The organism is Caulobacter segnis, from assembly GCF_029543125.1.
Lineage (GTDB): Bacteria > Pseudomonadota > Alphaproteobacteria > Caulobacterales > Caulobacteraceae > Caulobacter > Caulobacter segnis_D.
This window is the reverse complement of sequence record NZ_JARQWW010000003.1, coordinates 227,701-249,275: the sequence shown is the minus strand read 5'-3', so window position 1 is coordinate 249,275 and position 21,575 is coordinate 227,701. Positions and strand designations below refer to the sequence as shown.

The 21,575-nt window shown below is 66.1% G+C and carries 19 protein-coding genes; 2 read left to right on the top strand and 17 right to left on the bottom strand.

Annotated elements, in window-relative coordinates; translation table 11 throughout:
• Positions 1–26 precede the first annotated feature (26 nt).
• Both P7B02_RS10305 and P7B02_RS10300 read right to left on the bottom strand, forming a co-directional pair.
• Complete coding sequence (locus P7B02_RS10305; protein WP_277786261.1) at positions 27–1,892, bottom strand: DUF885 domain-containing protein; 1,866 nt, start codon at positions 1,890–1,892, stop codon at positions 27–29.
• A gap of 32 nt (positions 1,893–1,924) precedes the next feature.
• Positions 1,925–3,280: an aspartate aminotransferase family protein gene (locus P7B02_RS10300; protein ID WP_277786260.1), complete on the bottom strand. Its 1,356-nt coding sequence runs from the start codon at positions 3,278–3,280 to the stop codon at positions 1,925–1,927.
• A 97-nt stretch (positions 3,281–3,377) separates the two neighbouring features.
• Here P7B02_RS10300 and P7B02_RS10295 point away from each other — a divergent pair, with 97 nt between their 5' ends.
• On the top strand, positions 3,378–4,268 hold the full coding sequence (locus P7B02_RS10295) for a LysR substrate-binding domain-containing protein (RefSeq protein WP_277786259.1): 891 nt from the start codon (positions 3,378–3,380) through the stop codon (positions 4,266–4,268).
• Positions 4,269–4,289: 21 nt separating this feature from the next.
• Here P7B02_RS10295 and P7B02_RS10290 read toward each other — a convergent pair whose 3' ends face one another.
• From P7B02_RS10290 to glyA, 14 genes are all read right to left on the bottom strand, one after another.
• Positions 4,290–5,720, bottom strand: coding sequence for a S10 family peptidase (locus P7B02_RS10290; protein WP_277786258.1), 1,431 nt, complete (start codon positions 5,718–5,720; stop codon positions 4,290–4,292).
• A gap of 281 nt (positions 5,721–6,001) precedes the next feature.
• Positions 6,002–8,755, bottom strand: coding sequence for a TonB-dependent receptor (locus P7B02_RS10285; protein ID WP_277786257.1), 2,754 nt, complete (start codon positions 8,753–8,755; stop codon positions 6,002–6,004).
• A gap of 299 nt (positions 8,756–9,054) precedes the next feature.
• Entirely contained in the window at positions 9,055–11,175 is a 2,121-nt protein-coding gene (locus tag P7B02_RS10280) for a sodium-translocating pyrophosphatase (RefSeq protein WP_277786256.1), read from the bottom strand.
• A 194-nt stretch (positions 11,176–11,369) separates the two neighbouring features.
• Positions 11,370–11,666, bottom strand: coding sequence for a hypothetical protein (locus P7B02_RS10275; RefSeq protein ID WP_277786255.1), 297 nt, complete (start codon positions 11,664–11,666; stop codon positions 11,370–11,372).
• A gap of 70 nt (positions 11,667–11,736) precedes the next feature.
• Positions 11,737–12,213 (bottom strand): hypothetical protein, encoded by a 477-nt coding sequence (locus tag P7B02_RS10270; RefSeq protein WP_277786254.1) that lies wholly within the window; start codon positions 12,211–12,213, stop codon positions 11,737–11,739.
• 62 nt (positions 12,214–12,275) lie between these two features.
• Positions 12,276–13,403 (bottom strand): L-talarate/galactarate dehydratase, encoded by a 1,128-nt coding sequence (locus P7B02_RS10265; RefSeq protein ID WP_277786253.1) that lies wholly within the window; start codon positions 13,401–13,403, stop codon positions 12,276–12,278.
• A gap of 101 nt (positions 13,404–13,504) precedes the next feature.
• Complete coding sequence (gene thiL / locus P7B02_RS10260) at positions 13,505–14,467, bottom strand: thiamine-phosphate kinase (RefSeq protein WP_277786252.1); 963 nt, start codon at positions 14,465–14,467, stop codon at positions 13,505–13,507.
• Between the two features lie 22 nt (positions 14,468–14,489).
• Positions 14,490–14,945, bottom strand: a complete 456-nt coding sequence (nusB, locus tag P7B02_RS10255) for a transcription antitermination factor NusB (protein ID WP_277786251.1) — start codon at positions 14,943–14,945, stop codon at positions 14,490–14,492.
• A complete protein-coding gene (locus P7B02_RS10250) occupies positions 14,942–15,409 on the bottom strand; it encodes a 6,7-dimethyl-8-ribityllumazine synthase (RefSeq protein WP_277786250.1) in 468 nt (155 codons plus the stop codon). The genes nusB and P7B02_RS10250 overlap by 4 nt, the downstream gene beginning before the upstream one ends.
• Positions 15,410–15,415: 6 nt before the next feature.
• Entirely contained in the window at positions 15,416–16,528 is a 1,113-nt protein-coding gene (gene ribB / locus P7B02_RS10245; RefSeq protein ID WP_277786249.1) for a 3,4-dihydroxy-2-butanone-4-phosphate synthase, read from the bottom strand.
• Entirely contained in the window at positions 16,529–17,119 is a 591-nt protein-coding gene (locus tag P7B02_RS10240) for a riboflavin synthase (protein ID WP_277786248.1), read from the bottom strand.
• Positions 17,120–17,761 carry a RibD family protein gene (locus P7B02_RS10235; RefSeq protein ID WP_277786247.1) on the bottom strand — a complete coding sequence of 214 codons (642 nt, stop codon included), beginning with the start codon at positions 17,759–17,761 and terminating at the stop codon, positions 17,120–17,122.
• A gap of 6 nt (positions 17,762–17,767) precedes the next feature.
• On the bottom strand, positions 17,768–18,235 hold the full coding sequence (gene nrdR / locus P7B02_RS10230; protein WP_277786246.1) for a transcriptional regulator NrdR: 468 nt from the start codon (positions 18,233–18,235) through the stop codon (positions 17,768–17,770).
• Between the two features lie 33 nt (positions 18,236–18,268).
• Positions 18,269–19,540, bottom strand: coding sequence for a serine hydroxymethyltransferase (gene glyA / locus P7B02_RS10225; protein WP_277786245.1), 1,272 nt, complete (start codon positions 19,538–19,540; stop codon positions 18,269–18,271).
• A 158-nt stretch (positions 19,541–19,698) separates the two neighbouring features.
• Here glyA and P7B02_RS10220 point away from each other — a divergent pair, with 158 nt between their 5' ends.
• A complete protein-coding gene (locus tag P7B02_RS10220) occupies positions 19,699–20,136 on the top strand; it encodes a MucR family transcriptional regulator (protein ID WP_277786244.1) in 438 nt (145 codons plus the stop codon).
• 63 nt (positions 20,137–20,199) lie between these two features.
• Here P7B02_RS10220 and hemA read toward each other — a convergent pair whose 3' ends face one another.
• Complete coding sequence (hemA, locus tag P7B02_RS10215; RefSeq protein ID WP_277786243.1) at positions 20,200–21,426, bottom strand: 5-aminolevulinate synthase; 1,227 nt, start codon at positions 21,424–21,426, stop codon at positions 20,200–20,202.
• Positions 21,427–21,575: the final 149 nt, after the last annotated feature.

Sequence of the window (21,575 nt, the reverse complement as noted above, 5' to 3'; positions counted from 1 at the left end):
GGCCTTCGCCTTTTAGGGGGCAGACCTCAGGCCGCCTTGTGGCTCGCCACCCACTGGTCGATGCGCTGCTCGAGCAAGACGAGCGTCATCTGCCCCCCGCCCAGGATCGTATCGTGGAAGCCCCTGATGTCGAAGCTGGGCCCGAGAGCCGCCTCGGCCTTCTTGCGCATCTGCAGGATGCGGATCATGCCGATCTTGTAGCCCGTGGCTTGGCCCGGCATGACGATGTAGCGCTGCACCTCGGCCCGGATCTGGCTTTCGGAGGCCGGCGAATTGGCCTTGAAGTAGGAAACCGCCTCCTCCTCGGTCCAACCCTTGGAGTGAAGGCCCGTGTCGACCACCAGGCGGATCGCTCGCCAGATCTCTGTCGTCAGCCGGCCGAAGTCCGAATACGGGTCCTTGTAGGCCCCCATCTCCTTGGCCAGTTGCTCGGTATAGAGCCCCCACCCTTCCTGAGTGGCGTTGTAGTAGAGCTGCGTGCGGAACTTGGGCACGTCGGTCAGCTCCTGGGCGATCGAGAACTGCATATGATGGCCCGGATTGCCTTCGTGGTAGGTGATGACCTCCAACTGCGGGATCGGCAGCGACCGCATGTCCGACATGTGGGCGTAGAACACGCCTGGGCGGGCCCCATCCCTTGAGCCGATGAGATAGTGTTGAGGCGCCCCCGCGACCTCGCGATAGGCCTCGACCCGTTTGACCACCACGTCGGCCTTGGGCAGGACGCCGAAGTACGCTGGCAGCCGTGTCTTCATGAAAGCCAGGTGATCGGTCGCCGCCTTGATGAAAGCCTGCCGGCCCTCGTCCGTGTTGGGGTAATAGAAGCGGTCGTCCTCGCGCATGTAGACGAAGAAGTCCTGCAGTGAGCCGGTAAAGCCAACCTGCCGCTTGATCGTCTCCATCTCGCCCTTGATGCGCGCCACCTCGGACAGGCCGATCTGGTGGATCTGCTCCGCCGTCAGGTCCGTCGTGGTGCTGGCGGCAAGCCGCTCGGCGTAGAAGGCGGCCCCGTTCGGGTCCCTGCCAACGCCGGTGGCGATCTCTGCGGTGTTGGGGCGGTCGGCCTGGAGCCAGGCGACCAGGTTTTGATAGGCCGGCCCCCAATCCTCGATCAGCGCCTTCCGGGCGGCCTGCTTATAGCGGTCAGCGGCGGCCTGATCGATCTTGCCTGCCTTGACCAGACCATCCGCCTTGGCCTTGACGTCCGCCCAGACGCTGTTGTCCGGCCCGGCGTCAAAGGGCGCGCCGGAACTCAGGCTCCCGGCCTGCTTGATCACCGCGTCATAGGCGTAGCGAGGCGAGCGCACCCCGCCGGCGGCGTTCAGCTTGGCCGTATCCAGGCGCTGGCCCAGCGCCCGTGAGAGGCCGCTGATCCGCGCCACGTAGGCGTCCATGTCCGCCGGTTCGTCGACCTTATGGATGGCGATGAGGAACTGCGCGAAGCTGGTGTGGCTGCCGAAGACCTGACTGAAGACATACTCATTGCGCCGAAACTTGTCGGCCGCCGCGGCCATCTCATACTCGACCACCCAAAGGTCGTATGAGGTCCGCCCTTCCTGCGAGAGCTTGGATCGGTCGAACTGACGCTTCAGAGTCTCCGTCGACGTCCGGCGCCAGGCCAGGGCGGCGGTCATGGCGTCCTCGGAGACGTCGTCGATCTTGTCGTAGTCCTTCTTGTCGCCTGCGTACGAACGCATCATCGGGCTGAGATCCAGCGCCTCCTCATACTGCGCGTTCAGCCAGGTGTTGAGACGGGCGGTCTCGGCGTCCGAACCGGCCTCCAGCGCCAGGACGGTCAGCGGCTGGGCGGCGAACAGGCCGGCCGCGCCCGCAAGCAGAGAACGCCTGCCCAGCAGCATCCGCGCCGAAAGCTGATCTTGGTTTTCAATCATCATCATATCTCCCCTCAATGCAGCGGTCGGCGCTATCGCAGCAGGCCGGACGCCAGGCAGTCGCCCACCGCCTGGCCGATGATCTCGACGCCCTGATCCAGCTCCTCGGGCGAGATCGTCAGGGGCGGCGCCATGCGCATCACCCCGCCCATGCCCGGCAACTGGACGATGTTGATGTTCATCCCCAGCTCGAAGCAGCGACGCGAGACAGCGGCCCCGAATTCAGGCGCCGGCGCCTTGCTGACCGGATCCTTCACGAACTCGATGCCGGCCAGCAGACCCCTGCCCCGCACGTCGCCTATGCAAGCGTAGCGTTGCTGCAATTCGCGCAGTCCTTGGGCCAAACGTTCGCCCATGGTCGCGGCGTGCGCGGTGAGTTGGTCGCGCAGGATGATCTCGATGGCCTTCAGGCCGATCCGCGCCGGGAACGGGTCGGAGACGTGGGTGGTGTAGAAGAGGAAGCTGCGCTCATGGCAACGCTCCTCGATCTCGGGCGATGTGATGGTCGCCGCCAGGGGCAGGCCCGCGCCTAGGGTCTTGGACAGGGTGATGATGTCCGGCGTGATCCCGTGGTGATCACACGCGAACATCGACCCCGTTCGGCCAAGGCCCGTCTGCGCCTCATCCACGATCAGCAACATGCCGCGCTCGCGGCACTTTTGGTGCAGGCGCGCCAGATAGCCGGGGGGCGGTTCGATCAGTCCGCCGGAGCTCAGGATCGGCTCCACGATGGCGGCGGCCAGCGAACCGACGCTCTGCCGGTCGATCAGATCGAAGGCGTAGTCGAGCATGTCCAGCTCGAACCCCTCCCCCGCCCACTCAGGCCGCCGATACACATAAGGGGTCGGGATGGCCATGACGCCGGGGATCGGCGGCCCATAGCCCCGGCGATTGGCGGAGAAGGTGGTGGGGAAAGCGGCCCCGGTCATGCCGTGCCAGGCCAGATCGAAGGCGACGACCTCGTGTCCGCCGGTATAGAGCTTGGCGAGCCGCAGGGCCGCCTCGTTGGACTCGGCGCCCGTGCTCAGCAGCAGCGCCTTGGACAGCTGCGGCCCCAGCAGTTCGGCCAGCACTTCGGCCAACTGCACCACCGGGCGCGACAGGAAGCCGGAGAACAGATGCACCGGTTCGTCGGCGGCGGCCTTCATGGTCGCCACGATCTCGGGGTGGTTGTGTCCCAGGATCGCGCTCATCTGGCCGGAGGTGAAATCCAGCAGCGCGCGGCCGTTCTCGTCATAGACGTAACTGCCGCCCGTGCGCTCGATCAGGTTCGGCAGGAACTTGCCGCCATAGCGGATCAGATGCCGATGCAGGTCATCGACCGAAAGATTGGCGCCATTAGATGAATTGAGGCTCTGTGTCGCTTCGGACCTGTCGCCGGCTTGCATGACGATGCTAGGCTCCCCCAACTGTGTGAGGCCAATCCACGCCAATGAGCCGCCGGCCGCAAATGACTAATCTTCGCGCTCAGGACGACATTTTCTGATGCAGCGTGAACTGCCCAATCTCGACTGGCTGCGGGTCTTCGCGGTCACGGCGGAGACCGAGAGCTTCGCCCTGGCCGCCCAGCAGCTCAGCGTCACCCCAGGGGCCGTCAGTCAGCGCATCAAGTCGCTGGAAGGCTTCCTGGGCGTCGCTCTCTTCCAGCGCCACGCCCAGGGCGTGCGCCTGACCGAGGCCGGCCGTCTCTACGCCCGCCGCGCCGCGCCGCCGCTGGAGCAGCTGGCCCAGGCCACGCGCGAGCTGCTTTCCGCCAAGAACGGCAAGACCCTGAAGGTTACGGTCCTGCCGGCCTTCGCGCAGCTCTGGCTGGGTCCGCGGCTCGCTCAATTCCACAAGCTCGACACCGGCGCCGCCGTCGAGGTGTGGGCGGACGCCGCCATCGTCGACCTGCCCGCCTCCGACTTCGATGTGGCGATCCGCTACGGCCGCCCGCCCTTCCCTGGCTGCGACCACAATCCGATCCTCTTCGACGAACTCGTGCCGGTCGCCAGTCCGGCGCTGATAGAAGCCTCGCGGCCGGATGAGCGCGGCCTGCCGGTGGGCGCGGCGCTGCTGCTCGACACCTACTGGACCAGCGACTTCGACGACTGGCTGGCCCGAACCGGGCAGTCGGGTCCGGCCGATCTCGTCACCCAGACCTTCTCGCTCTACTCGATGGTCGTTGAGGCCGCCCTGAACGGCCAGGGCTTCATGATCGGCCACACGTCGCTGGTGGCGGACCTTCTGGCGCAGGGACGCCTGCGGGCCCTGTCCGACCGCCGCGTTCCGGCGGTCAAGCAGTTCCACCTGCTGACCAAGACCGCCGCCCCATTGTCGGAGCCGGCCGAGGCCTTCGTGGAGTGGATTCGGGACCAGACCCGCCCAGCGGCTTGAGGCCAGGCGGGTCCGCCGTCCTCAGCGGGCGCCGTACAGCGCCATGACGTCCGAGCGCATGGCCGCGCCGCTGTCTGCGCGGCTGTAGAACATGTGCCCGCCCGCATAGACTTTCAGCGCCAGGCGGTCTCCTGCCACGTTGGGCGGCACCTGATCGATGATGATCTTCGAGCTCATATAGGGGGTCGCCAAGTCGCCATAGCCATGCACGACCAGCACCTTCATCTTCGGATCGTTGGCCAGAGCTCGACGGAACGCCCCAACGGACTCCACCCGGCTATTGGGGATATCCCAGTTGGTGATCACGTTGAGGTTCAAGGCGTAGTACCGATCATCCACTTTCCAGCCGATCTGGCGCGTGACCAGATCCACATAGGCGCTGGTGGTCGGGGCGACCAAGCCTTCCAAAAGCGGATCACCCATGCGTTGGTCCGGCGCCCAGGGGAAGGCGTCCGGCAAGGTGACGTTGGCCTCGTACCAGGAGCCGACGCGGCCCTCCTTGCGATAGAGCTCGCGCAGGATGGCGCGGGTCTCCACCCGCCCGCCCCATTCACGGACCTTGTCCTGCGGCAGGCCGGTATAGTGTGTGACCTTGGTGACGATCCGGTCGAGGGCGGCGGGATCGCTCCAGCCCTTGAGCAGGTCAGCGGCGAACTCGCCGCGGGCATAGGCCTCGACCTCCCCCATCTGGGCGGCGGTCAGGGCCTTGCCCTGCCGCTCATAATTGGCGGCCGCCATGGTCGGCAGGGTGACGACCCACTGCATGGGCGAATAGTCGCCACCTACCCAGCTTGAACCGTCGAACAGCGGGGAGATGATCACCAGCCCGCTGACCCCGACCCCAAGCTCACTCTGCAGCTTGTGCGCCAGCCGCGGGGCGCGGAACCCGCCGTAGCTTTCGCCGGCGATATACTTGGGCGACGTCAGGCGTTCATTTTTGACCAGCCAGTCATAGATGATCCGCGACAGGTAGCTGATGTCCTGCTCGACGCCGTAGAAGGCCTTCTTGGTCTCCGCTTCGTCGACCAGCGACCGGGAGAAGCCGGTGTTGACCGGATCGATGAACACCAGATCGGTGAAATCGAGCCAGGTGTAGGGGTTGTCCTTGAGCACAGCGGAGTCCGAGGGCGCGTCGCCCTGGGCGCCGAACTGCACCCGCTTGGGCCCGATGGCGCCCATGTGCAGGAAAACCGAAGCCGCGCCCGGTCCGCCGTTGAAGGCGAAGGTCACCGGACGGTTCGGATCACGCGGCCCATCGAGCGTGTAGGCCGTATAGACCACCTGCGCGATGGTCTTGTTCTTGGGGTCGCGCACCGGCAAGGCGCCGGCGGTGGCGGTGTAGGAGACCGCCTTGCCCCCTACCCTTGTCGTCTGCTTGGTCGAGGCGGCGGCCGGATAGACGAAGGATGGCGGCGCGGCCTCCTTGGAGGCCTCGGCGACGGCCGGCTTCACCTCCTGGGCAAGTCCTTGGCTGGGCAGGCTCAGCCCCGTCGTCAGACTAAGGGCGAGGATGGCAGCCGCGCCTCGGTTTGATCTTCTGGTCCATCGCATTGCGTATCGTCGCCCCCTGTTTGGGCCCCCTGTTTGGATTGGGGCATCACGCGGACAAGGCCACAGGCGCGCAAACGACTAATTTTCATTCTGAGGACGACTAATTCTAGGTCGCCCCCATGAGAAAGGCGCGGCCGGCTCGCACCGACCGCGCCCTCTTCAGGCGAAAATTCCGCTCAGGATCAGAAGTTTACCCGAAGCCCCATGCTGATCCGGCGTCCCGACAGCTCGTACATGACCGGGAAGGACGGATCCATCGTGTAGCCCGTCGTGGCTTCGTCGGTGATGTTGATGGCTTCGACGTTCATCTGGATCTTGTCGCTGATGTTGTAACTGGCCGACAGATCGACCTGGCCGTAGGCGTCGCGCCAGACCGGGTACATCTCGTAGCCGATGCTCTCCACGTACTTGTCCTTCCAGTTATAGGACGCGCGCGCCTGGAACCGGTCGTTCTCGTAATAGAGCGTGACGTTGTAGGTGGACTCCGCCAGGCCGATGGGCGGGGTCGCCACGCCGATGATCGACTCGCCAGTCAGCGAGTTGTCGAGCAGCGTGAAGTTGGTGTTGACGCCGAAGCCTTCCAGGCGGTCGTGGATGAAGCCGAACGGCACCACGGCCACCAGTTCGACGCCGCTGACCTTGTAGGAGCCGTCGGCGTTCACCGGCTGATAGACGTCGAAGTCATAGACGCCGTCGATCGTGCCGTTGGCGTTGTACTTGGTCACGTCCGGCACGGTGCCGGTCAGCTGGCTGCGGACGACGCCTTCGATCTCTTTCCAGAAGTACGAAGCCGCCAGCAGGCCGCCGTTGCCCAGGTACTTCTCGAGGCCAATTTCCCACTGCTTGGCGTAGGTCGGCTTCAGGTTCGGGTTGCCGTCGGTGAAGCGGAACGAGTTCCAGCTCGCCGTGCGCTTGTAGGCCAGGTCGGTCAGGGCCGGACGAATCAGGGTCTCCGAAGCCGCGCCGCGCAGGACCAGATCTTCCATCAGGTCGGCGGTGAAGTTCAGGCTGGGCAGGAACTTCTTGTAGCTGCCCTCGCTCTCCACCGGCGCCGGCGTATAGGCCGTGCCGCCCGTCGGGGTCTGGACCTGGTGGTACCCGGCCGAGTTGACCGTGGTGTCGATGTAGCGGCCGCCGACGTTGATGAGGACCGGAACGCTGGCGACGTCGAACTTGAAGTCCGCCATGGCGTAGGCGCTGAGCACCTCTTCGGAGACTTCGTAGTACTGGCCGACGTCGAACGGGGTCGAGAAGCCCGCGTAGCGGAAGGTGTCGCGAGCATACGCGTTGCTCACCTGGCTCCAGTTCAGGTCACGCGCGGTGTAGGCGCCGCCCGGGACGATGTCGCCGATCGGGGTGAGCTGGCTTTCGGCCAGGGTGCGCTTGTTGAGCCAGGCGGTGCTGCCGGCGCTCGGGCCCTGGATGTTCAGGGCGCCGTACTCGCGCTCCTTCGTCTTCTTGGTGTAGCGCGCGCCGACCTGGATGTTGTCGAGCGCCGGGAAGAAGTCGAGGTTGAAGTGACGGGTGTAGTCAGCCTGGGCGGCGTACTTGTCGTCGCTGATCGACTCCAGGGTCGTCTCGTACGCCTCGAACAGATAGCTCTGCGGCGAGTTGTACATGTCGATGGACAGCGGGTTGGCGCTCTTCACCGTCTCACCGCCGCGGGCGGTCCAGCGGGTGCGCGACGGGGCGTAGGCCACGTGCTTGAGGTTGGCGTAGTCCAGGGTCTTCTCGGCGCCCGAATAACCGGCCAGCGCGTTGAACTCCCAGTTGTCGCCCTTCCACTCCAGCTCGCCGCCGAACTGGGTGTAGTCGGTCTTGTTGATCCGTTCCTTGCTCAGCATTTCGTGCTGGGTGGCGGTGTAGGACACGTCGCGCAGGACGACGATGCCGTCATCGGCCAGCGTCGTCTTGTCGAACGCATGGACCGTCTCGAACGTGCTGCGGCTGGAGGCCGAATAGGCCGCCGCGTCGTACTCGTCCTCGGTGCTGTCGAAGCCGCCCAACATGGCGTCGAACGACAGGGTGAAGTTGGACGACGGCTGGTACTGCAGCGACAGGGTGCCGCCCCATTGGTCCTGCTCGTTCAGGTAAGCGCGGTCGCCCACCTTGTCCTGGAAGATGATGCGGCCAGTGACGTCGCGGTTGTCCATGTCGGCGTTGGACAGGTTCAGACCGACGTCTCGCAGCAGCGTGGCGCGGCCCTGGGCTTCACGCGCGCCGCCCGCCTCGAGGAAGCGGAAGGCCGGGCGGAAGTTGATGCCCGAGTTGCTGTCGGTGCGGTTGGTGCGGGTGGCGACCGAGAAGGACGCCAAGGCGCCGAAGTTGCCCCAAGTGTTGCTGGCCAGGACCGCGAACTTCGGGTCGAACTTTTCGGAGATCGAGTTGTGCGCGCCTTCGGCCGAGGCCACCAGCTTGCGGCCCGAATAGTCGAACGGACGGGCGGTCGAGATGTTGACCGAACCGGCGATGCCGCCTTCTTCGTCCGACGCCTTGGGCGACTTCTGGACCGTCACCTGCTGGATGATTTCCGAGGCGAAGATGTCGAACTCGACGTCACGGCCGCCGCTGCCCGACGCCGTGGCCAGTTTGTTGATCGAGACGAAGGTGAACTCGCTCGGCAGGCCGCGCACCATGACCCGGCTGCCCAGGCCCTTGTTGCGCTCGATGGTCACGCCGGGGATGCGCTGCAGCGCTTCGGCCAGATTCTGCTCGGGGAAGTTCGCCACGTCGGTGGCGACGATCGAGTCCGAGAAGCCGATGGTGTCACGCTTGATGTCCACGGCCTGTTCCAGGCTGCGGCGGTAGGTGCCCGTGACGATGATCTCTTCAACCGCGGCGCTGTCAGCGGCGGTCGACGCGGCTTGAGCGAATGCGACGAACGGCGATGCAGCCACAACGGCGAACGCCGTCGTGCCCAGAATTCGATTTTTCATAAGTGCCCCTAGCAAGTTCTTTGCGCCCTCCGATGAGAGGACTTGCTGGGGTCGCGGCCTAACGTCGCGCCGAATTGGGCTCAAGACAAAGTTTTATGACAACGCTTGATGACTACATATAGGACACACTCGGATTTCAATACGGCTATTATTTACAACGAAATTATGACAACACTGGATCAGGCGCGAACGCCCGTCGTCAAATTGCGACAGTTCGGCGAATTATTTTCGATGAAATCATAAAGAACGCCCCGGAGACTTCTCTCCGGGGCGCTCCGATTCTTCGAAGGCTCGCGAGATCAGCCCACGGCGCCGTTAGCCAGAACCGCCAGAAGCAGCAAGGCCACGATGTTGGTGATCTTGATCATCGGATTCACCGCCGGTCCGGAGGTGTCCTTGTAGGGATCCCCCACCGTGTCGCCGGTGACGGCGGCCTTATGGGCGTCTGAGCCCTTGCCGCCATAATTGCCTTCCTCGATGTACTTCTTGGCGTTGTCCCACGCCCCGCCGCCCGAGGTCATCGAGATGGCGACGAACAGGCCGGTGACGATGACGCCCATCAGCATCGCCCCCAGGGCCGAGAAGGCGTCAGCCTTCCCCGCGATGGCGTTGATGACGAAGAACAGCACGATCGGCGACACGACCGGCAACAGCGACGGCACGATCATCTCGCGGATCGCCGCCTTGGTCAGGATGTCCACCGCCTTGCCGTATTCGGGCTTGGCCTTGAACTCCATGATGCCGGGGATGTCGCGGAACTGGCGGCGAACCTCCTCGACCACCGCCTGGGCGGCGCGGCCGACCGCGGTCATCGCCATGCCGCCGAACAGGAAGGGCAGCAGCCCCCCGAACAGCAGCCCGACCACCACGTAGGGGTTGGACAGGTCGAAGGCGACCACGCCCAGCCCCTCGAAGAACGAGCCCGGCGCCGCGTTGGCCGAGAAGTACTTCAGATCCTCGGTATAGGCCGCGAACAGCACCAGGGCGCCGAGACCGGCCGAGCCGATGGCGTAGCCCTTGGTCACCGCCTTGGTGGTGTTACCCACGGCGTCCAGGGCGTCCGTGGACACCCGCACCTCGCCCGGCAGCCCCGCCATCTCGGCGATGCCGCCGGCGTTGTCGGTCACCGGCCCAAAGGCGTCCAGAGCGACGATGAAGCCGGCCAGGGACAGCATGGTGGTGGTGGCGATGGCGATGCCGAACAACCCGGCGAAGCCGTAGGTGACAATGATCCCGGCGATGATCACCAGCGCCGGCGCCGCCGTGGATTCCAGCGACATGGCGAGGCCCTGGATCACATTGGTGCCGTGACCGCTGACCGAAGCCTTGGCCACCGACTTGACCGGGCGGAAGCCCGTGCCGGTGTAGTACTCGGTGATGATCACGATGGCCGCCGTCACCGCCAGGCCCGCAAGCCCGCAGTAGAACAGCTCCATCGCCCCGAAGGTCTTGTCGCCCACGGTGACCGGGCCGGTGACCAGATCGTTGATCACCCACCAGACCGCGCCGATGGACAGCACGCCGGTTACGATCAGCCCCTGGTACAAGGCGCCCATGATGTTGTTCTTCTTGCCCAGGCGGACAAAGAACGCGCCGATGATCGAGGTGACGATGCACACGCCGCAGATCGCCAGCGGCAGAAGCATCATGGTCGAAACCACCTCCGTGCCGCGGAAGAAGATCGCCGCCAGCACCATGGTCGCCACCGTAGTCACCGCATAGGTCTCGAACAGGTCGGCCGCCATGCCGGCGCAGTCGCCGACGTTGTCGCCCACGTTGTCGGCGATGGTGGCGGCGTTGCGGGGGTCATCCTCGGGGATGCCGGCCTCAACCTTGCCGACCATGTCGCCGCCCACGTCCGCGCCCTTGGTGAAGATACCCCCGCCCAGACGGGCGAAGATCGAGATCAGGCTGGCGCCGAAGCCCAGCGCCACGAGGGCGTCCACGACTTCACGGCTCACTGGATCGAAGCCCAGATGGTGCGTCAGGACGATGTAATAGCCCGCCACGCCGAGCAGGGCGAAACCCGCCACCAGCATGCCGGTGACCGCGCCCGAGGTGAACGCCATGGACAGACCCTTGGCGAGGCTTTCCGATGCCGCCTGGGCGGTGCGGACATTGGCGCGGACCGAGATCAGCATCCCGGCGAAACCCGCCAGGCCCGACAGCACCGCGCCGACCAGGAAGCCGATGGCGGCCCATTGGCCGATCAGGAACCAGACCGCCGCCAGGATCACGATCCCGACGATGCCGATGGTGGTGTACTGCCGGCGCAGATAGGCCTGCGCCCCTTCCTGGATCGCCGCGGCGATCTCCTGCATTCGCGCATTGCCTGGCGAGGCGCGCATAAGCATGGCCGTCTGCACGATGCCGTAGAGCACCGCCAGCAATCCGGCCGCAAAGACCAGTGTGAGACTCATATGGTGTTTCGCCCCTTCGTGCGTTTCCCAACGCGGGGCGCGCTCGCCTTAGGTAGTGCTGGCGAACGCTCCGGCCTTAAGGCCTGTCACCCCACGCAACCCTAAAGCCGAACGCAGACAGCGCTCGACCTAGGGACGTTTGCAAATAAGCCGGGGCGGCGCAACCGCGCTTGGCGGTTGCACACAATCCAGGGTTAGCGCGGACGGATGTTCTCGGCCGCGGCGTCCGCCGCATTGCCCACGCTCTTGGCCGCGTCGGAGGCGGACTCGGCCACCTGCGAAACAGCGGCGGTCTCGGTGTTTTCGCGACGGTTCTGATTGATCAGGAAGAAGCCGGCCACGGCGACCATGGCGATCACCGCCACGGCGATCAGCACGCCGGCGAAACCGCCGCCGCCGCCACGCTCAACCACAGTCGTGCCGCCGCCGCGCTCGATCACGCGTTCACGCACCACACCGTCTTCGGTTTCAGTCACTCGTTCGGTAGCCATGGGCCGATCCTTTCGTATGGGTCTGGCGACCTCAACGGGCTGGATCGAGCCTCGTTCCGCCAATCGGCGCTCAGTGGGCCGAGGCCGTCTTGGTCGGGACGGCCTTCAGATAGCGGCGCGGCTTCTGGCTGATGATGGTCACCGCTCCCGTCGCCTTGGCGCCCAGCACCTGGATCGCGGCCTGCTTCACCGCAGCCTTCAGACGGGCCTCGTCGATTTCCTGCAGGTCGTCCTTCTTGCCGAAGGGGGTGCGGTAAGAGGCGCGGATGATGGCGTCGCGCAGCATCGGCTCCTTCTGCTTCAGCACACCGAAGTCGGAGCCTTCATTCAGGTCCACCCGCAGGCGCACGAACACGTAGTTCCTGAGCGCGCCGTTGACGACGATCGGCAGGGCCACGGCGTTCACATCGACCCAGGGGCCGTTCTCGCCCTTTTCATCGCCGCCCTCCTTCTTGGCTCCGCCCCCGCCGGAGCGGGCATGGGCCACGGACGACAAGCCTTGTGCGGCGGTCAGCAGCAAGCCGGTCAGAAAGGCGCGTCGCAGCATGGGCGTTCCTCAAGGTTCGGCCATGCTTAACCCAACGAGGGTTTCGTTAGTCTTGCCGCGGCCTAGACCCGCGAAATCGTCTCTTTCGCCACCGTCCACGCCCGCGCTTGATCGCTCAGGGTGAAGCCGAAGCCTGGGCGGTCGGACAGGACCATGCGGCCGTCCTTGATCTCCTGGCGCTCGTTGAACAGCGGGTCGAGCCAGTCGAAATGCTCCACCCACGGCTCGCGCGGATAGGTCGCCGCCAGATGCAGGTGGATCTCCATGGCGAAGTGCGGCGCCAGGCCCAGCCCCTTCTGATCCGCCAGGGCCAGGATGCGCAGGAACTGGGAAACGCCGCCCACGCGCGGTGCGTCGGGCTGGATGATGTCCACCGCGTCCAGGCGGATCAGCTCGATATGCTCCGCCGCGCTGGCCAGCATCTCGCCGGACGCGATGGGCGTATCCAGCGCTCGCGCCAGGGCGGCGTGGCCCTCGGCGTCATAGGCGTCCAGCGGCTCCTCGATCCAGACCAGGCCGAAGCTCTCCATGGCCCGCCCCATGCGCAGGGCGGTCGGCCGGTCCCACTGCTGGTTGGCGTCGACCATCAGGGCCGCGCGGTCGTCCAGGCGCTTCTGAACCGCCTCCAGCCGCCGCAGATCCTCGCGCCAATCCGGCTGCCCGACCTTGATCTTGATGCCGCCGATGCCCGCCGCCACCGACCGGTCGATATTGTCGAGCAACTCGTCGATAGGCGTGGAGAGGAACCCGCCGGAGGTGTTGTAGCAGGCCACCGAATTGCGGTGCGCGCCGATCAGCTTGGCCAGCGGCAGACCCGCCCGCTTGGCCTTGACGTCCCATAGGGCGTTGTCGAAGGCCGCGATCGCCTGGATCGCCAAGCCGCTGCGGCCTACCGAAGCCCCCGCCCAGACCAGCTTGGTCCACAGCCGGCCGATATCGTTCGGGTCCTCGCCTAGCAGATTATCGGCGATCTCCTTGGCGTGGGCGTACAGCGCCGGGCCGCCCGCCCGCTTGGAGTAGCTGAAGCCCAGGCCGTTCAGGCCCGCTTCCGTCTCGATCTCCGCCATCAGCAGAGCGACTTCGGACAGCGGCTTCTGACGCCCCGTGGTCACCTTGGCGTCGCTGACCGGGTTCTGCAGCGGCAGAATGACCAGCGACAGGTCGATGCGCGCGATGCGGTCGGTGCTCATGCCGGGGCTCCTCGTCTCAATCCACGCAGGCATCGCCCGTCCGTAGCCGCCCGACCAAAATCAAGGCCGCATGGAACGATGCGGCGGGCGCATGAGGAACCTCAGTCCTCGAAGCCGCCGTGCCGCCAGCCGGGGCGCTCCACCGGCACGACATCGCCGAAGAAGCGGGCCTCGACCCCCTCCCCGGCCTCGAAATGGCCCACCACCGCGAACGGAATGTCGCCAGTCAGGTCGCCGAAGGCTTGCAGGTTTTCGGGCGAGACGGCGCAAACGAGCTCGTAGTCATCGCCGCCGGTGGCAAGGGCCAGCAAGCGCTCCACCTTGCCGTCGCTCCACACCCCGCCGATCAGGGATCGCGGAATGCACTGCAGGTCCACCACGGCCTTCAGGCCGCTAGCCCGCGCCACATGGCCCACATCCGCCAGCAAGCCGTCAGAGATGTCCGCCGCCGCATTGGCCAGGTTCAGGGCCCGACGCATCCCGACCCGCGGCTGCGGCAGGCGATAACGCTCCAGCAGCTCGCCTTCGGGATCGCCGACCCGCCCAAGCGCGGCCTGCAGGCTCAGCCAACCGTCGCCGATATGACCGGTCACCAGCACCAGATCGCCCGCCTTGGCGCCGTCGCGGCGGATCATGCCGCCGCTGGGAACCCAGCCCAGCAAGGTGGCGCTGACCAACAGCGGCCCGCTGGTCGAGACCGTATCCCCGCCCAGAAGCCGCAGATCGAACGCCTCGCCGTCCTCGGCCAGGCCCTTGGCGAAGGCCTCACGCTCCGCCCAGCCGTCGCTCTCCCGCCAGGCGGTCGCCAGCAGATAGCCGAAAGGCTCCGCGCCCTTGGCGGCCAGGTCGGACAGATTGGTGCGCAACAGTTTCCTGGCCACCAGGTCCAGCGGATCGGTGGGGAGGAAATGCACCCCCTCCACCATCGCATCCTTGGTCAGGACCAGATCGAACCCCGGACGCGACGGCAGAACCGCCGCGTCGTCCAGAAGGTCGAGCGCTTCCGGCGCGCCGCGCGTCAGCGGGCGCAGGAGCTTGGCGATCGTCTCGAACTCGTCGGCCATGACGGCCCCTCCGAGCCAGGTTTTAAGCGCGCGCGTCCTTGGCGATGCCGTCCAATGCGCCGTTCACGAAGCCGGCTTCCGGCCCTTCGAAAAACGACTTGGCGATGTCGACATACTCGTCGATCGCCACCTCGACCGGCACGTCGGAGCGGTTGATCAGCTCATAGGCCCCGGCCCGCAGGATCGCCCGCAGGGTGGCGTCCACCCGTTCCAAGCGCCAGTTGGTCGCCAGACGGCTGGTGATGGCCTTGTCGATCTTGGCCTGCTGGCCCACCACGCCCCGCACCAGGTCGGCGAAGAACGTCTCGTCGGCGCCGGCCAGACGGATGTCTTCGCTCAGGTCACGGTCAAAGCGGTGCTCGGAGAATTCGCGCACCACGGCCTCGACGCCCGTGCCGGCGGTCTCCATCTGATACAGGGCCTGGACAGCGGCCAGACGGGCCACCGAGCGGGCTTGGCGGGGAGGCGTCGCGTTCATCGGGCGGCTCCGCCCAGCAGACGCTGCTTCAACGCGATCATCTCCAGGCAGGCCTTGGCCGCGCCGCCGCCCTTGTCGGCTTCCGACACGCGGGCGCGGGTCCAGGCTTGGTCCTCGTCCTCGACGGTCAGGATGCCGTTGCCGATGGCCAGACGCTTGCCCACGGCCAGGTCCATCAGGGCCCGGGCGGACTCGTTGCAGACCACGTCGAAGTGGTAGGTTTCGCCGCGGATCACGCAACCCAGGGCCACATAGCCGTCATAGCGCTGGCCCACGGGGCGGCCGCCGCCCTCCTCGGCCATGGCGATCACCGCCGGAATCTCCAGGGCTCCCGGCACGGACACCACGTCGAACTCCGCGCCGAACGCTTCGATGGCGTTGGTCGCGCCGCGCAGCAGTTCGTCGGAAATGCCGGAATAGAACCGTCCTTCGACGATCAGAACCCGGATCTTGTCTTCCAGCATATGCTTCTATTCCTCGGTCGGTATCGGCGCCCGGCCGATGATCTTCAGGCCGTATCCTTCGAGCGCCGCCGGTTTGAACTGACTCGAGGTGAGCAAGACCATTTCCCGCACCCCGAGGTCCAGCAGGATTTGCGCCCCGACGCCATAGTCGCGCAAGGCGTTCGTTCGATGCAGGTCCTCGGCGGGGGTCCCGTAGCGTTCCGACATCCAGGCCGGATTGGGGTCGCGGATGAACACCGCCACCCCCGGACCGTCATGCGCGCCCAGGGCCCGCAAGGCGTTGGGCACATAATCACGGCGCGCGTCCACATGGCCCAGCATGTCGGCGGCGAAGTCCACCTGGTGCATCCGCACCAGGGTCGGCATGTCGCTTTCGATCCGGCCCTTCACCAGGGCCACGTGCTCGCTGCGGTCGATGCCGTTGCGATAGACGATCATCCGGAAGGCGCCGCCATAGACGCTCTCGAACGGCGTCTCGACCACGCGCTCCACGCAACGCTCGGTGCGCCGGCGATAGGCGATCAGGTCGGCGATGGTGCCGATCTTCAGGCCATGAAGCTGGGCGAAGGCCACCAGGTCCGGCAGGCGGGCCATGGTGCCGTCGTCGTTCATCACCTCGCAGATCACCGCGGCTGGGTTCAGCCCCGCCAGGCGCGAGATGTCCACCGAGGCCTCGGTGTGGCCGGCCCGGACCAGCACGCCGCCGTCCTTGGCCACCAGGGGGAACACGTGCCCCGGGGAGACGATGTCGTCCGCCGCCTTGGTCGGATCTACGGCCACGGCGATGGTGTGGGCGCGGTCATGGGCGGAAATGCCCGTGGTCACGCCTTCCCGCGCCTCGATCGAGATGGTGAAGGCCGTGCCGTGCCCGCTCTCGTTCTGGTGCGCCATGGGCGGCAGGCGAAGCTGACGCGACCGCTCGCCGGTGATCGACAGGCAGATCAGGCCTCGCGCGTGCTTGGCCATGAAATTGATCTGGTCCGGCGTCGCGAACTGGGCGGGGATGATCACATCCCCCTCGTTCTCGCGGTCCTCGGCGTCCACCAGGATATAGGGCCGCCCGTTGCGGGCGTCCTCGATGATGTCCTCGATGGGCGAGATGGGAATGTCGGAACTCATTTAAGCCGTCTCCTGCCACCGCGCGAGGTAGCGCGCCAGCATGTCGATCTCCAGGTTCACCCTGTCGCCGGCCTTCAGCGCGCCCAGCGTGGTGACCTCGAAGGTGTGCGGGATGATGTTCAGGTGGAAGACGTCGTCCTCCACCGCATTGACCGTCAGGGACACGCCCTCCACGGCGATGGAGCCCTTCTGGGCGATGTAGCGATGCAGCGGGCGCGGCGCGCGGACGCGGAAATGGTGCGAACCGCCGACCACCTCGATGCTCAGCACCTCCCCGACACCGTCCACGTGGCCGGACACCACGTGTCCGCCCATCTCGTCGCCCAGCTTTGCCGACCGTTCCAGATTGACCCGCGAGCCCTCGCCCCAGGTTCCCAGGGTGGTCTTTGACAGGGTCTCGCCAGAAACCTCCACCGCAAACCAGCCCGCGCCCTTCTCCACCACCGTCAGGCAGCAGCCCGCATGGGCGATGGACGCGCCGATCTCCACGGTCGACAGGTCGAAGGCGGTCTCGATCTCGTAGCGGCGGTCGCGGTCGGTGTCGCGAACAGCGCGCACACGACCGATGTCGGTGACGATTCCAGTGAACATCTAGAGCCTCTCGTACCGCTCCCAGAGGTCGTCGCCGAGCGTGGCGGCCGCGACCCGTTTAAACCTCGGCGCATCGGCCAGCGCCTCGACGGCCAGAGCGCCCACGCCGGGCCGCCCTTCGCCGCCCAGCACCACCGGCGCCCGGAACCACTCCATCACATCGACCAAGCCGCAGCGCAGGAAGCTCGACGCCACCTGACCACCGCCCTCGACGAACAGCTTGCCGATCCCCTGCCCGGCCAGCACCTGCATGGCCGCCGGCAGGTCCACCCGCTCGCCCGTCGCCGGAACTTGCAGCAACCGCACCCCAGCGTCAGTCAAGCGCGCCTGCGCCGGCTCCGTCGTCAGCACATAGGTGGGGATGTCTCGCGCCGTCGCCGCCAGCTTGCAGGTCTCGGAAAGCCGCTGACGGCTGTCCAGAACGATGCGCGACGGCTGCCTGCCTTCGTAGCCCGGCGTGCGGACGGTCAGTTCGGGGTCGTCGGCCAAGGCCGTCTCGACCCCGATAAGCACGGCGTCGTGCCGCGAGCGCAGGCGATGCACCGTCTCCCGCGCGGCGGGGCCGGTGATCCACCGGCTTTCACCCGACGCGGTCGCGATCCGCCCGTCGAGGGAGGTGGCTAACTTGAGCGTGACGAACATGGCCGATCAGGCCTCATCGCCCTCGTTGAGGCCTTCCTCACCAAGGAACTTCGCAAAGTCCTCTCCATCGCGGAAGTCGCGATAGACCGAGGCGTAGCGGACATAGGCCACGTCATCGAGGCTCTTTAGCCCCTTCATGACCAGCTCGCCGACCACGTGCGACTGCAGCTCCGTCTCGCCCATGCTTTCAAGCTGGCGGACGATGCCGTTGACCATGCGCTCCACGCGCTCCGGATCGACCGGACGCTTGCGAAGCGCGATGGACAGCGAGCGCATCAGCTTGTCGCGGTCGAACGGCGCGCGCCGGCCCGACCGCTTGACGATGATCAGCTCACGCAGCTGCACCCGCTCGAAGGTGGTGAAGCGGCCGCCGCATTCGGGGCACAGACGCCGACGACGGATAGCCGCCCCGTCTTCCGACGGGCGGCTATCCTTCACCTGGCTTTCGGCATGTCCGCAGAACGGGCAACGCATATATCTGGCCCCTCCGGCCCCTTATGGACGCTATTAAGCGTAGATGGGGAAGCGCGCCGTCAAGGCCAAGACTTGCTCACGGACCTTGTCTTCCACCGCGCCGTTGCCGTCGGCGCCGTTCTTGGCGAGGCCTTCGACCACCTCGGCGATCAGCTGGCCCACCAGACGGAACTCCTCCACGCCGAAGCCGCGGGTGGTGCCCGCCGGCGTGCCGACGCGGATGCCCGAGGTGATGGTGAAGGGCGCGGTGTCGAACGGCACGCCGTTCTTGTTGGTGGTGATGTTCGCGCGCTCCAGGCTGTGCTCGGTGTCACGGCCGTTCACGCCCTTGGGACGCAGGTCCACCAGCATCAGGTGGCTGTCGGTGCCGCCCGAGACGATGTTCACGCCGCCGGCCTGCAGCGCGTCGGCCAGGGCCTTGGCGTTGTCCACCACCTGCTTGGCGTAGGCCTTGAACGACGGTTGCAGCGCCTCGCCGAAGGCCACGGCCTTGGCGGCGATCACATGCTCCAGCGGCCCGCCTTGCAGGCCCGGGAACACCGCCGAGTTGATCTTCTTGGCGATGGTCTCGTTGTTGGTCAGCACCATGCCGCCGCGCGGGCCGCGCAGGGTCTTGTGGGTGGTGGTGGTCACCACGTCGGCGTGCGGCACGGGGTTGGGATAGACGCCGCCGGCCACCAGGCCCGCGAAGTGGGCCATGTCCACCATCAGATAGGCGCCGACGCTGTCAGCGATCTCGCGGAACTTGGCGAAGTCGATGATCCGGCTGTAGGCGCTGCCGCCGGCGATGATCAGCTTCGGCTTTTCCTTGGCCGCGATCTCGGCGACCGTGTCGTAGTCGATCTGCTGGTCCTGGGTGCGCACGGTGTAGGACACCGGCTTGAACCACTTGCCTGACTGGTTGGCCGGGCTGCCGTGCGTCAGGTGCCCGCCCGCCGCCAGATCCATGCCCAGGAAGGTGTCGCCCGGCTGCAGCAGCGACATGAACACCGCCTGGTTCGCCTGCGAGCCGGAGTGCGGCTGGACGTTGGCGAAGGCCGCGCCAAAGATCTCCTTGGCCCGGTCGATGGCCAGTTGCTCGATCTCGTCGACGAACTCGCAGCCGCCGTAATAGCGCTTGCCCGGATAACCCTCGGCGTACTTGTTCGTCAGGATGGAGCCCTGGGCCTCCAGGACGGCGCGGCTGACGATATTCTCCGACGCGATCAGTTCGATCTGGTTTTGCTGACGCTTCAGCTCATGGCCGATGCGATCGAAGATCGCTTTGTCGGACGTGGCGAGATCGGCGGAGAAAAAGGCGCTCATGGGGAGATTCCTTGCGGCTGCGGCGGGCGCCCCCTCTTTAAACTGACCGCCGCGCCGATCAATCGGAACCTAACCTCAAGCTTCGCGTTAGGCCTCGACCCGGACCAGATTGTGGTGGGTTTCCGGGCCTGTTCGCGTGCGATGGGGGATAATTGACGATGGCGTCTTTGGACGAGAACGAAACCGGCGGCCTGTCTGATCAGGACATCCTGTCGCTCAGCGCCGACATCGTGGCCGCCTACGTGGGCCAGAACACCGTATCGGCGACTTCGTTGCCTGAGCTGATCCGCTCTGTTCACACCACCCTGACGAGCCTCGGCGAGGCGGAGCCCCCGGCTCCGGCCGAAAAGCAGAAGCCGGCCGTGCCGATCTCCCGCTCCATCGCCAACGACTACATTGTCTGCCTGGAAGACGGCAAACGCCTGAAGATGCTGAAGCGCTACCTGCGCTCGCGTTATGACATGAGCCCCGACGACTATCGCCGCAAATGGGGCCTGCCGGCCGACTACCCCATGGTCGCCCCCGCCTACGCCGCCCGGCGCTCCGACTTCGCCAAGCAGATCGGCCTCGGCCGCGGGGTTCGGCGGAAGCGCTAGACGGAAACGAAAAATGGCCGGGTCTCCCCGGCCATTTCCATATTCAGCGATGCTGTTGTCGGCTTAGGCCGCGTAGCCGCCCATGCGGGCCACGTTGCAGTGGGCCCACAGCTTCTCCATGGCCTTCACCAGGTCACGCATCATGGCGTCGGTGTGGGCCGGAGAGGGCGTGAAGCGCAGGCGTTCGGTGCCGCGCGGCACGGTGGGATAGTTGATCGGCTGCACATAGATGCCGTGGTCGGACAGCAGCATGTCCGAGATCATCTTGCAGTGGACGGGATCGCCCACCAGCACCGGCACGATGTGGCTGACCGACGGCATGACCGGCAGGCCGGCGTCGGCCATCATCTTCTTCAGGGTCGCGGCGCGCTCCTGGTGCGCCACGCGCAGCTCGTTGTGCTCTTTCAGGTAACGCACGCTGGCGGCGGCGCCGGCCATCAGCGACGGCGGCAGCGAGGTGGTGAAGATGAAGCCCGCGGCATACAGGCGGACCGCGTCGACCATGTCGGAGTCGCCGGCGATATAGCCGCCCATGACGCCGAACGCCTTGCCCAGGGTGCCCTCGACGATGTCGATGTCGCTCATGACGCCGTCACGCTCGGCCACGCCCGCGCCGCGCTCGCCGTACATGCCGACCGCGTGGACTTCGTCCAGATAGGTCAGGGCGCCGTACTTCTTGGCTAGGGCGATGGTGCCGGCGATGTCGGCGATGTCGCCGTCCATCGAATAGACGCTCTCGAAGGCGATCAGCTTCGGACGATCCGCCGGCGAGGCCGCCAGCAGCTCCTCCAGGTGCTCCAGGTCGTTGTGACGGAACACGTGACGCTCGCCGCCGCCGTTGCGGATGCCCGCGATCATCGAGGCGTGGTTCAGGGCGTCGGAATAGATGATCAGGCCCGGCAGGATCTTCTGCAGGCTCGACAGGGTCGCCTCGTTGGCCACGTAGCCCGAGGTGAAGACCAGCGCCGATTCCTTCTGGTGCAGGTCGGCGAGCTCCAGCTCAAGCTCGACGTGCTGGTGCGTGGTGCCCGAGATGTTGCGCGTGCCGCCCGAGCCCGAGCCGTGGGCGTCGATGGCCGCGTGCATGGCGTCCATCACCACCGGATTCTGACCCTGGCCGAGATAGTCGTTAGAGCACCAGACCACGATGTCCTGCTCGGCGCCGTCCGGGCGGGTCCAGGTGGCGCGCGGGAATTCACCGCGATGGCGCTTCAGGTCGGCGAAAATCCGGTAGCGGCCTTCCGAACGAACCTGTTCGACGGCGGTTTTGAAAGCGGCTTTGTAATCCATAACGACGATGCTCGGCCATGCCAGCGGGGGATTCATTGATCCCTCTCAATATGGCGCGGCTTTTCGCATGTGGTTTGTAGATTTGTCCACAAATCGAGACCGGTTATTCGCCAATCGACGCGAAAATGTCGCGGACTCCGCGAACGGTT